Annotated in this window: 11 protein-coding genes; all 11 read right to left on the bottom strand. The window is 51.4% G+C overall.

What is annotated here, in order from left to right; all coding sequences use genetic code 11:
- On the bottom strand, nt 1-822 hold the full coding sequence (locus IEX98_RS20130) for an SPL family radical SAM protein (RefSeq protein ID WP_188890982.1): 822 nt from the start codon (nt 820-822) through the stop codon (nt 1-3).
- Nucleotides 809-1,522: a 2OG-Fe(II) oxygenase gene (locus tag IEX98_RS20125; RefSeq protein WP_188890981.1), complete on the bottom strand. Its 714-nt coding sequence runs from the start codon at nt 1,520-1,522 to the stop codon at nt 809-811. The genes IEX98_RS20130 and IEX98_RS20125 overlap by 14 nt, the downstream gene beginning before the upstream one ends.
- Entirely contained in the window at nt 1,515-2,063 is a 549-nt protein-coding gene (locus IEX98_RS20120; RefSeq protein WP_188890980.1) for a methylated-DNA--[protein]-cysteine S-methyltransferase, read from the bottom strand. The genes IEX98_RS20125 and IEX98_RS20120 overlap by 8 nt, the downstream gene beginning before the upstream one ends.
- 10 nt (nt 2,064-2,073) lie before the next feature.
- Complete coding sequence (locus IEX98_RS20115; protein ID WP_188890979.1) at nt 2,074-2,649, bottom strand: bifunctional transcriptional activator/DNA repair enzyme AdaA; 576 nt, start codon at nt 2,647-2,649, stop codon at nt 2,074-2,076.
- A gap of 214 nt (nt 2,650-2,863) precedes the next feature.
- The gene (locus tag IEX98_RS20110) at nt 2,864-4,453 is read right to left on the bottom strand and encodes a helix-turn-helix domain-containing protein (RefSeq protein WP_188890978.1); all 1,590 of its coding nucleotides are present in this window, start codon (nt 4,451-4,453) and stop codon (nt 2,864-2,866) included.
- Complete coding sequence (locus IEX98_RS20105) at nt 4,428-6,332, bottom strand: sensor histidine kinase (protein WP_188890977.1); 1,905 nt, start codon at nt 6,330-6,332, stop codon at nt 4,428-4,430. The genes IEX98_RS20110 and IEX98_RS20105 overlap by 26 nt, the downstream gene beginning before the upstream one ends.
- An 84-nt stretch (nt 6,333-6,416) precedes the next feature.
- The gene (locus tag IEX98_RS20100) at nt 6,417-7,781 is read right to left on the bottom strand and encodes an ABC transporter substrate-binding protein (protein ID WP_188890976.1); all 1,365 of its coding nucleotides are present in this window, start codon (nt 7,779-7,781) and stop codon (nt 6,417-6,419) included.
- A 103-nt stretch (nt 7,782-7,884) separates the two neighbouring features.
- Nucleotides 7,885-8,736, bottom strand: coding sequence for a carbohydrate ABC transporter permease (locus IEX98_RS20095; protein ID WP_229692282.1), 852 nt, complete (start codon nt 8,734-8,736; stop codon nt 7,885-7,887).
- A gap of 16 nt (nt 8,737-8,752) precedes the next feature.
- Nucleotides 8,753-9,676: a carbohydrate ABC transporter permease gene (locus IEX98_RS20090; RefSeq protein WP_188890975.1), complete on the bottom strand. Its 924-nt coding sequence runs from the start codon at nt 9,674-9,676 to the stop codon at nt 8,753-8,755.
- Between the two features lie 214 nt (nt 9,677-9,890).
- Nucleotides 9,891-10,886 (bottom strand): LacI family DNA-binding transcriptional regulator, encoded by a 996-nt coding sequence (locus tag IEX98_RS20085; protein ID WP_188890974.1) that lies wholly within the window; start codon nt 10,884-10,886, stop codon nt 9,891-9,893.
- Nucleotides 10,887-11,011: 125 nt separating this feature from the next.
- Nucleotides 11,012-12,355 (bottom strand): ABC transporter substrate-binding protein, encoded by a 1,344-nt coding sequence (locus tag IEX98_RS20080; RefSeq protein WP_188890973.1) that lies wholly within the window; start codon nt 12,353-12,355, stop codon nt 11,012-11,014.
- Nucleotides 12,356-12,376 lie beyond the last annotated feature (21 nt).

The following is a 12,376-nucleotide window of genomic DNA, read 5'->3' as shown; positions in this document are numbered from 1 at the left end:
TCAAGGCTCAAACCCTCGCTGGCCTACATACACTTGCTCGGCAGAAAATACCTGCAGCAGTCTGTCGTATATGATTTGGTTAGCGGCAGGGCTATACCAGTCCTCCAAACCAAGCTCTTCGTAAAGGGAACGGATACCGAGCTTTCTCGTCCGTCTGCCTCCGCTGCCGTCTCCCATAAAATAATCGTCTACGCATACACGATGGACGAGCGGCCTCAACAGCTCGGCAAACTGCTCCGTGCTCGGCAGCACAGGAGCAATTGTCGCTTGCGCAGCTACGCCTGCCTCGGCCAACAGCCGGAGCGTTTCCAGCCTTGCCGCGATAGGCGGCGCACCCGGTGTGAAATGCTTGCGAATATCTTCGCGGTCAGTCTCGATCGTCATGCTGACCCTAACCCGCTCCCCTAGCTTAAGAAGCAAGTCAATATCCCGTCTGACGAGCGGACTTCGGGTTTGCACCAGCAAAAAATCAGGCGGATCTTCGACCATCGCCTCCAGCAGCGATCTCGTAATTTGCTCCTTATATTCAATCGGCTGATACGGGTCCGTGCTGGACGACATAAAGATCGTTACTTTGCCTTTGGCCTTTGCACGCCGCAGTTCCTTGCGCAGAAGCTCGGCCGCGTTTTGCTTTACATCAATCCATGAGCCCCATTCTCCTTCATGAAACAGCGCCACTGGCATCTCCCTGACATAGCAATAAGAACAGCCGAAGACACAGCCTCCATAGGGATTCAAAGAATGAGTATAGCCCGATAGCAGGCCGGTTCCTTTATTAAGCAGCGTTTTCGCATTTTTGTACAAAATCTCACTTTGCGTCATGAAAAATCACTCCCAGGCTGTAACGGGTTCCCTCAGTAATCGTGCTGACGCCGTGGCGCAGCGTTGTCCGGTAATAGCCGCGGCTGCCTTGAACAGGCCGGTATTGCGTAGGAAAAACAAGCGCCTCTCCTTGCTCGAGACGAATGACGTGTCCGCGGCTTTGCGCCCTCGGCCTCTGCTCCACCAGCATAAATTCACCGCCTGCATAGTCCGAACCCGTCTGATTCAAAGCAATAACCGTTTGAAATGGAAAATAAACATCTCCATACAAATCCTGATGCAAGCAATTATAGCCTCCCGCTTCATATTTCAGAATGAGCGGAGTGGGATGCAGCTGCCCCTGCTCCTGGCACAGCGCCAAAAAGCGGGAAAGCTGCTCCGGGTAACTCATTCCCCGGCCTAGCCTCTCCTTCCACCGGTTAGCGGCTTTCGCCAGCTCAGGATACAGCCCTTCACGAAGCGTCTGCAACAGGTCCGGCAGCGGGGAGGAGAAATACTTGTACTCGCCCTCTCCGAATGAGTATCTCGCCATACGAATCGTCTTGCGATACAAGGCTTCATCCTCGTAAGCGGAAATCAGTTTCTCGCACTGCTCATTATCCAGCAAAGCGGGGATGACAGCGTAGCCGCGCTCGTCCAGTTCCTGCTGCAACCGAGTCCAATCCATGCCGGCAAGCCGCTTAGAAAGCCCATCAGGCATGCTGAACGCTCCTTTCGGCAACAAGGCTCTTCCGCTCCAGACGAAGAAGCTCGACCTTCATCTCCAGACCGCCGCGATAGCCGGTAAGTGTACCGTTTTTACCAATAACGCGGTGACAAGGCACCGTAATCAGAATCGGATTCGCACCGATCGCGGTCCCAACTGCCCTTACGGAGGACGGCTTGCCGATCTGCTCCGCGATATCCGAATACGAACAAGTCTCGCCGTACGGTATGTGCTGCAAAGCCTCCCATACGGCACTCTGGAATGGCGTCCCGCCCAAATCAAACGGAATCGTAAAATCCCTGCGCTCTCCATCGATATATTGCTTCAATTGCAACATATAGGGCTGTACAGCTTCGTCGTTCTGCTCCCATTCGTGACGAGGATAACGACGGCTCACAGACTCGCTCATTTCCTTATAGGGCTTGCCAGGCGAACCTACATAGCATAACCCCTTTGAAGTTGCCGCCACGTAAAGCCTCCATTGCCCATGGATTAAAAACGCCCAATAAATTTTCCGTTCATTTGCCTGTTCCATTATCCATCACCTATCCGATCTCATTTCGGCTGCTGCGCAGCCGGTATTCTATGGGCGTACAGCCTGTTGTATTCTTAAATAGCGTTATAAAATACGCGACATTCGGCATCCCAACTGCCGCTGCAATTCCCGCTACCGAATGGTTCGTCTCGTTCAAAAGCTGCTGCGCCTTCGATATTCTCATCTGCTGAACATAGCCGGAAGGCGAAACCCCCATAATGCGCTTGAACGTTCGCTGCAAATGATACGGGCTGCCGTGGCAAGCGTCGGCTATCGTCTGCAGAGGAAGCGGCTCGTTATAATGCTTGTTGATATATTGCGCCGCAACGGCTACCCACTCCTGATCCGGCAGCCGTTCGCCCGTCGGCTTGCACCGTTTGCAAGGACGGAAGCCGGCGTCATGGGCCTGCTCCGCATTCGCGTAGATCCGGACATTTTCCCGATTGGGTATTCTGGATTTACAGCTCGGCTTGCAAAAGATGCCCGTCGTCTTAATTGCATAAATAAATCGGTTATTATACGCCGTGTCATTGCTTACAATCGCTTGCCATCGCTCATCCGTCAACGGCAGCTCATTCTCGTTCATGGGCTTCACCTCGCCTATAGTATAGCCTCGAAAAGTATCGTTTGTGTGATTTCGGGAGTAGAATAGCAAGATAACGAAACTGGCCTCCTGCCTTCATGTTACATCAGCAGTGTAGAGTTAGACAGAGGTACACTTTGGAATAGCGGCTTGCCTGCGGAGGGCTTCATATACAAAAAAGGCCGCTCCAGAGAAAAGATCTGAAGCAGCCGATTAGCTATACATATTTGCTTGGGAGAACGCCATAATGCTCCTTGAACAATTTGACGAAATAGCTTCTATTCTCGTAGCCGAGCTGCTGTGCCACCTGCTCCATCGTCCGGTCCGAGCCGTTCAGCAGCTCCCGTGCCTTCTCCATTTTGCTGCGGGTCACATATTCGATAAAGTTTTGACCCGTCTCCTTCTTGAACAAACGGCTGAAATAGCTGGGATTCAAATGCAAATGCGCCGCCACTTCCTCCAGCGAAATTTTCCGGTCGAGATGCTGCCGGACAAATTTTTGCGCGTCAATAATTTCAACCTTCTTGCTTTGCTTGGCGATTTGCTCCATCAAGCCCACCGCTTCCTGCACGAAGCCGACCAGCCATTCCCGAAGCTCGCTGACGTTGCCTAGCTGGTCCAGTTCGTTCTGTACCTTTTCATTCGTATAATGCCGGGTATCCTTCAGCTTCATCATCGTATCGAGCGCAAGCTTGAAGACGAACCGCTTGACCGCCTTCGGCTCGAACTTGTGGATCGAAATAAAATGAATAAACGGTTCGACAGCCTCGGGAACATCGATATTTGCTTCGATAATCGTCCGGTTGATCCGCTCCGAATATTCGTAATAGAAGGATAACGGCTCCTCCTCGTGAAAAGTAAGCCGCCCGGCTTCCTCCATCGTCATGAACTGAGGGTCCCGCAAATAAAAGAACCGGTCCGTCGCTTGCAGCATGCCGCCAATCTGCCGCCTGACGCCGGAGCGTTCAGCTTCGATACCGCCGATCAGAATGGAATAACGAAGCTTAACTACTTGCTCCAGCTTCTGCTGCACGAGCCTCGCGAGCGTCCGAACACGCTCATAAGGACTGTGCTTGAGCTCCTTGCTGCAATTGAACAAGATACAGAACTCTCTTGCCGATACGCTAATGAACAGCGCATTCGCTTCGTTACCCAGCAGCTCCTCCGCCACGTTCTCGACGATGAACTTTACCGTATCCTCGCTCTCGTAACGCTTCCATGCTGCATTGACCTCATGAAGCCGTCCAACGACGGGAATAAAATAAGGCAGCACCGTCCGAAAGCCAAAGGGCTGCAGCGCATCCGTCCATGCGGGGCTGTCTGGCACAGGCGATGACAGCAGCTCTCGCAGCCACTGCTCCTTCAGCACCGAGTTGCTGCGGTGCGCCCGGCTGTGCAGCATTTTCAGCTCGTCGTGCAGCCGCCGTTCCGAACCGATCTTCTCCTGCATGCCGGCAATAAGTACCGTGAGCGCCTCGGGGTCCATCGTCTCCTTCAGAATATAATCCTGAACGCCAAGCTGGACCGCTTGCTGCGCATAACGAAAATCATCATGGCAGGACAGGATGACGAACCTCGGCTGCTGGCTGAGCTCCTTCACCGCCCGAATGAAAGCGACACCGTCCATTACCGGCATGCCAATATCGGTAATGATCAGATCGGGCATTAGCGCAGCGCACGCATCCAGCGCTTCCAGTGCGTTGGTGCTGGTATGCGCGACGCGAAAGCCATAGTCGTTCCAAGGAATCATTTTCTCCAAAAACTCAAGTACAGCGACATCATCATCGACCAGCGCTACGGTATTCATCTTCCATCGCCTCCTGTCCCATCGATATCGGAATGCGAAGCACCAGCTTCAAGCCTCCGCCTTGCGAGCTTTCAATTTGCATCTGATAGACATCGCCGTAGATCATCCGCAGCCGTTCATGAACGTTTTTCAGACCAATTCCGCTAACTGGACTTCTCTCTGCATTCCGCGGCTCGGAGGACGTATGCAGACGGTCATTCCCCTCTTGCCGAAGGAGTTGCGGCTGCCCCTGCCTCTCCCGTTGCTCTGATTGTTCCGACAGCCCGACCTGCTCGGCCAACCGTCCCAGCAGCGCTTCTTGTTCCTCCGCCGTCATGCCGATTCCGTCATCCTGAATCGAAATAAAGAGCAGATGACCCTGCTTCCAGGACTGCACATCGATATGCCCTTCTTTTTGTCTTAACCCATGCATGTAAGCGTTCTCGATTAACGGCTGCAGCGTAAACCGTGGAAGCATTGCCAGCAGCGTGTCAGAAGCAAGGTTGCTCGTAAGCTCCACCTTTTCCACATGACGGAAGTTCATCAGGCGCATATATTCCTTAACGGTGGCAACCTCCTCGTACAGTGTAATGAATTCATTGTTACGGTTGATGGTCATACGCAGCAGTGTGGACAAGGAGCCGACAATTTCGGCAATATCCTTCTCACCCTTCATCAACACCCGCAAACGAATAGAATTCAGTGTATTGAACAGGAAATGCGGGTTGATCTGCGCCTGCAGCAGCTCTAGCTCCGCCATCCGCTTACGGTCCTGCTCACGCTTGATCTGATGAATCATCTCCTTGATCCGATCCAGCATTCGATCGAACGAAGCACCAAGCCGCCCGACTTCATCCTGACCGCCAAACCGGGAACGGGCATCCAAATTGCCGGCATCGACCCGCTCAGCGATTTTCGCCAGCTGTACGATTGGTCTCGTCAACTGCCGCAGCAGGTAGAACAATACGGCCGAGAACAACAGGAAAAACAGCACCTGTAAAATAATCAAATCGTTAAGAAAGCCGTTAATATTGCCCGCTGCCACTTTGTATGGCGTCAGACTGACGATCCTCCAGCCCGCATAGGATAACGCATGCTCGACACGAATATAATCCCGAAGTGCAGCGGCGGACGAAGCTTCGGACTGCTGATCAAGGTGCAAAGACGCCTCAATCGTACCCCCAATTGCCGAGGCTTCAGGGTGGGAGATAATACGGCCTTCACCGTTTATCAGCATGATCTTCTGATCCGCCGCATATTTGCTGAATATTTCGTGGAACTGCTCCTCCGGCTTACTCAGTACAATATAGGCTTTGCCCGTATTGGCAAACAGTTGAAAGCTGCGAATAATCGTTACGACATTCGGGTTGCCGGCCGCATCGGCATGTACGTAATTAGGCTGCGTACCCAGCCAGTAGGTTGTATTGACCGGCTCCGCTGCCATACTATCCACCCATGGCTCCTTATACATATAAGCCAGATCGTTGCGGTAGGTCGAATAGTTGGTAAAGATCAAACCGCCCGGCAGCAAGATCGTCACATACGTCTTGCCGCCAAAAAACGTAAGCTGATCCAGCTTCTCCGCAACCGGCTTATAGGTGAAAAAATCAAGCTTGCCGTCCTCGCTCTTCCGGTAGCTGCTCCAAGCCGTGCGCATCGCCGTCATCATCTCGCTGTCATATTGCAGCGTATTGGACGCCTTCAGCATATCCGTCACCAGGTTGGATACGTAAAGATCGGCTACCTCCAGCGACTGCTCGGCCTTGACGACCGCCTTCTCCTTCAGCTCATTCCTCGTATTCAAGCCGGTAATCAGCAGCGTAAGCAGCGATGGAATGAACAGGCACAGCAGCGCGGACGTAATCAGCTTCTTGCGCCAGCCAAAGGAAGATAAGCTCATCGCAAAGGCCCCTTTCTTCTAAAAGGTGAAAGGGATGCCCCGCTTGCGCGCAGGCATCCTCTTGTCTAGATCATTATAAGGAAACTATTTCTGGTTTGCATCGATAATTTTCTGGAGATTCGTCTTAATACCTGCGATCGTCGCGTCGATATCCGCTGTACCCAAAATATATTTCTCTGCTTCCGAAATATAAGCTTTCTCGATATCGGCCGCGTAGGAAGGCGCATTAGCCGGCTGTGGCAACTTCGATACGTTGAGCGTATTCAGCAGCGAAGCTTTATCGATCATATCCGGCGTCATCGTCGATGCTACGATCGCATCAACTTCACTTGCTACGTCGGCTTTTTTCCATGCGCTAAGCTGCTTCGTCAATGCCATGCCTTCCGTCGACAGGAAGCGGATAAATTGATATGCGGCTTCCTTGTTTTTCGACTTGGAAGAGATGACGAGCGAATCCGCGCCGCCAAACGAGTAGTTCTCATCGCCCTTCGCATTGGTCGGCCATGGTGCAAACGCCGATACGAAAGTTGCCGGAATTTTGTCCGTGCCGCCCGCTTCGGCAATCATCCATGGACCGGTAGGCAGCATCGTTGCTTTGCCTTGGAAGTATTCGTCGCGATATGGAATCTTTTGCGTTACGATATCCTGATACGGCGTCGAGCTTTTATCCTCATGCTCCATCACATAACGAAGCTCCAGCGACGCTTTCATCAGCGGATTGTCCGCATTCAAGTGAATGCCGTCATCCTTCATAATGCCTTGATCTTGAGCTGCGCTGTACTGCTTCAGCAGGAAGTAGTCTTTCCACGTATGGAAAAAGGCACCGTACTGCTTGCTTGGCCCTTCACCCTTCGTCAGCTGCTTGGCATAATCGCGGAATTCATCCCACGTCCAGCTTTGCGGAACCTGCAGCCCTGCCGCATCGAGCTGCGACTTGTTCAACAGAATAAACCAAGGTCCAAACTTGCCCGGCAACGAGTAGCGTTTGCCGTCCAGCTTCATCTGTTCTGCCTTATACTCCTCTTCGAACTTCACGCCTTCTTTGGCCAAATAATCGTCTAGAGGCTCCAGCATACCGTTAACTGCTCTTTGGCTGAAATTCGGCACCGAGTTTAGCGAGAACACGTCAAATTGCTCGCCAGACGCATACATAATGTCAATCTTTTTGATCGTCTCATTGGAGTCATTCTCGACGACCGGCACGTACTCGACTTTAATATTCGGGTATTTGGCTTCAAACGCATCGATTGCCGGCTGATAGACCTCAGCCTTTTCCCAGTTCAAAAACTTGATCTTCACTTGCGGCGCACTCGTCGTCTCTGCGCTCTTATCCGGCTTCGCTGTCGCTCCGCCGCCGCCATTCCCATTGCCATTGCCGCCGGAGCAGCCTGCGAGCAGCGTCGTCAGCACGATAGCCGATATTGCTGTAGACATCCATCTCTTCTTCATCTGTATGCCTCCCTTTATAATAAAGCGGTTTCATTTGCTATTTAAACTTACCATTCCGGTTTTGGCGCTCACAGTAACGATTTTTACCGATTCGAAACTATTTTTACCCTTTCACGCCGCCAAGGGCAATTCCTTCAATGACTTGCTTCTGTCCGAAAATAAAGATAATAAGCAGCGGCAGTATCGCCGAAACGGTGCCTGCCATAATTAAAGAATAGAAGGCTCCGCTCTCCGATGCAAACTTCTGAATGCCGATCTGGACAGTCATCAGCCGGTCGCTTCTTAGAAAAATTAGCGGGTTGGCATAGTCGTTCCAGGTCCAGATAAACCGCAGGATCGCGTAGGTCGCCAGTGCCGGCTGAACGAGCGGAAGCGCTATGCGGACAAACGTCCTAAACGTGCCTGCCCCGTCAATAAATGCGGCATCCAGGTAATCCTTATGCAGCCCCATAAAAAATTGACGCAGCATGAAGGTTCCCAGCGCGCTGAAGGAGCCGAGCATAATAAGTCCCAGATGGCTGTCGAATAGATCCAGCCAGCGGAAGATCATAAATTGAGGCACCATGATGGAGTAGCTTGGCACCATGAACGTCATCAGCACGACTCCGAACAGCAGCTTTCTTCCGCGGAACTCGACATGGGAGAATGCAAAGGCGGCCATCGCGGACACAAACACCGATACGATTGTCGTCACGATACTCACCTTGATCGAATTCCAATAATACAGGGCAAATGGATGATCGCCAACCCATACCTCCCTATAATTTTCGAAAAACTGCCAATTCGTTGGAATCCATTGAATCGGGTATTTAAATACATCGATTTCGGGCTTTACGGAGGCCGAAATCATCCAGATGAAGGGCAGCAGGAAGCCAATCCCAAGCATCAGCATAACTAGTGTGACCGCCGCTTTTCCTATCCTTCTTCTCATTCGCGCATTCATGGTTGATGGCATATTCAGTCCCCCGTACTTAATAGTGAACCCACTTCTTCTGACCGTACAGCTGGATGAGCGTAATGAGCAGCACGCAGCCGAACAGCATCCAGGCGATGGAAGAGGCATAGCCCGTCTTTAAATTCTCAAATGCCGTCGTGTACAAATAGTAGGTGACGACCGAGGTAGAATAGGATGGCCCGCCTTCCGTCAGCACCTTAATGACGTCAAACGATTTGAAAGAGCTGATTAGCCCGGTAACGAGCAGGAAGAAGGTTGTTGGCGTTACAAGCGGCAGCGTAATGCGCCGGAATCTCGTCCATACGCCAGCCCCGTCGATATCGGCCGATTCATAGAGATCCTTCGGAATGGCGTTAAGCGCCGCCATATAGACGACCATACAGAAGCCGATGCCGACCCAGATCAGAATAATCATGACCGAAGGCAGCGCGTAATGAAGATCGGCAAGCCACTTTGGCGGATTGGCGATGCCCAGCGAGCGAAGCGTCTCATTCACCGGACCGTAGGACGGGTGAAACAGCAGCTGGAACACAATCGCGACGGCAACCATACTTGAAATGTACGGCATGAAAAACATCACTTTAAATAAACCTTTGCCATACACGTACCGTTCAATGACGACGGCGAGCACGAGCGAGACGATCAATTGAACCGGAACGACAAGCAGCAAAATCAAGTTGTTTCTCATCGAGGTTAGAAATACCTGATCATCGAACAGCTGCTTGAAGTTGTTCAAGCCGACAAACTTCATCTTCTGAAGATCGGCGATAAAGCTCCATTCCGTGAAGCTGAGCACCAAGGAGATGAGCGTCGGGATAACGGTGAAAATAAACAATCCGAGCAGCATAGGCCCCGCCAGCAAATAGCCGGCGATTTCCTCCCGCTGCTTGCGCTTCAGCTTAGGCAGCGCCTGCTGCTGCTGAACTTCGTTTCCTTGCATGTGTAGTCACCTCTTCATCTAAGCTGGTATCTAACGTTTCTACTTCTTATTTAACCGTTTCAGAGCGGCTCCCGGAAGAAACGGATTTGACCAATTCGAAAAAAAATTGACTACCTTGTGCACGCTGTTGCAAAACTGAGCAGAACGCAAAAAAAGTTCCAGCCGCTAAGCGGCTGGAACTCTTATACAAACATATAACGAAACGATGATGCAGTTATTTTTGCGGCGGCGCTGTCGATTCCCGGACAATTAGCTCCGGCTCAATCTGTACCGTCGCATTCCGCGTGCTGGTGTTGGAGATTGCCGCAAGCAGCAGTTCCACGCCCATCGCGCCGATTTTGTCCGCAGGCTGTCTGATTGTCGTCAGCAGCGGACGAAATTCGGAGGCTAGAATTTGATCGTCGAAGCCCACGACCGAGATGTCGCGCGGAATGCGTACGCCTTCGTTGAGACAGGCATCCATGATGCCGAGTGCAATGTTATCATCTCCTGCGAAGACAGCAGGAGGCAGCTTACCGGAGGCAATCCAATCCTTGGTGATATGATAGCCGGTCGAGATTTCGAAGGTGCCGCGCTCTATGCAATAAGGCTGCAGGCCCGCTTCCTCCAGCGCAGCTTTAAACCCGCGCTCCCGCTCCCTACTGCTGAGGAAATGATCCGGCCCGGCAATATGGGCAATCTCCGTATGACCCAGCTCTATCAAGTGCTTGGTCGCCTCGTAGCCGCCTCTGAAATTATCAACGATAATAGAAGTAACTTGCGGATTTTTTTTCGAATTATCGATCATGATGAACGGAATTTGCTTCTTCTTAAGCTCGCTTACGTATTCGTCTTCATCAAATGGCGAGAGCAGGATGACGCCGTCTACGCGATCCTCTTGAAACAAGGAGCGGTGAAAAGCATCCTCATAGCTCTTCGAAATCGATAGCGCCAAATAATAGCCATGCTCAGCCAGCCTGTCATTAATTTCATTGACGACTGCATCGAAGAAAGAGTCATGCAGCGTCGTCAGCGTCAGACCGATGATTCCCGTCTTGCCCCGCGCAAGGCTTCGGGCGGAGGCGTTGGGATGATAGTCAAGCTCCCGCATCGCTTGCAGCACTTTCTCTTTATTTTTCTGACGAACCGAAGACGAATTATTCAGCACTCTTGATACCGTTACGACCGACAAGCCCGACTTTTTGGCTACATCAAAGATACTGACTTTCATCGTTTTAGCTCCTGTAATAAAAAAAGTATTTATTAACGAATACCATATTTGAGCCAAAACAGCAAATAGGCAAGGACGGGAGAGACCCGGATTAAACCCCGTTTCTCCCCCGATTTCGACTTGCGTTATTTGTTCAAGCGCTCAAGCAGTGCTTTAAGCTTCGTCTCAATAGCCGGCAATGCATCTTCTACCTTCTTATCTCCATTCTCCACGCTAGCCAGCTCGTTGATGAACAACTCGTTGATTTGCGAATAGTTGGAGATCAGATGGTTGTAAGATTCAAATCCGTATTTATAAGCGCCGTCGAATACTTGCTTGATTTGCTCCGGATCAATGCCTTCGAAGTTGCTGTAATATTTCTCAGCCGCTTGCTGGTTGACCGGCGGGTTGCCGCCGCTAAGCTCGATGGACTTCTCTTGCACTTCTGCCGTAACCAAATATTCAATCCACTCCAGCGCCTCTTTCGGATGCTTGGAATCTTTCAGAACGAACAATGGATCGACATAGAGAACGCTTCTTACTTTCTCGTTCGGGCCTTGCGGCACCGCAGCTACGCCTACGTTGAAGCTGAAATCGCTGGAAGCAGCCAAGCTCCACGAGCCAACTACGGACATGCCGATTTTGCCGGAAAGGAACGGATCGCCGAATTGTCCGGATACCGATTTCGAGAATGCAGGTGTCGGGGAAACCTTTTGATCATAGATAAGGCCGTAAACCTTCTTGAACGCTTCCACAACTTCCGGTTTCGTCAGATTAATCTCGGAAGGCTTGCCGCCATTCGTCCATGTATCCTCGGAATAGACGTTGCCGCCGAAGTATTGCGGCCGTTGATCGCGTTCGCCAAAGCCGAAGTCAACGCCGTATTGCGCTTCGTTCAAGTTTTTGGAGTCTACCGTCAACGCTTTTGCGTACTCCACCATTTTGTCGAATGTCCAGCTTTTGTCCTCGTAATCCGATGGCGGATACGGAAGGCCGGCTTTATCGAACAAATCTTTATTATAGAGCATCACGGTTACATAGCTGTTGACCGGAATGCCGTATGTTTTGCCGTCTACTTTGTAAATGTTCATAACGTCTTCCGGGATGTTGTAGTCGGATGCTTTGAAGTCCGTCAGGTAAGGCGACAGATCCATCAGCATGCCTTTGTTGTAATATTCCATGAAGCCGCCATAGCCCCAGTGCGAAGTAACGTCAGGCGCGTTTTTAGCTGCGATGGCCGATTGAAGCTTCGAGTCGAATTGCTCGTAAGGCGCTTTCGTTACTTTGACCTTAATATTCGGGTGCTTCGCCTCGAAGTCTGGAATCAGCTTTTCCACGAATGTGCGGTCCGGCGAATCGATTGTGTAATGCGTAATCGTCACGATGTCTCCGTCTTTGCCGCCATCCTTGCCGCCGCCTGTACATGCGGACATGACCATCGAAAATACGAGAATGAGACCGAGCAACAGCTTGCCTTTGTTCTTGTTCATTGTGTATCCCCCTTGTTTTTT

Source organism: Paenibacillus radicis (ex Gao et al. 2016) (assembly GCF_014641555.1).
In the GTDB taxonomy this organism is placed as follows: domain Bacteria; phylum Bacillota; class Bacilli; order Paenibacillales; family Paenibacillaceae; genus Pristimantibacillus; species Pristimantibacillus radicis.
Note: the sequence above shows the minus strand (reverse complement) of the source record. Positions and strands in the feature narration are given on the sequence as shown.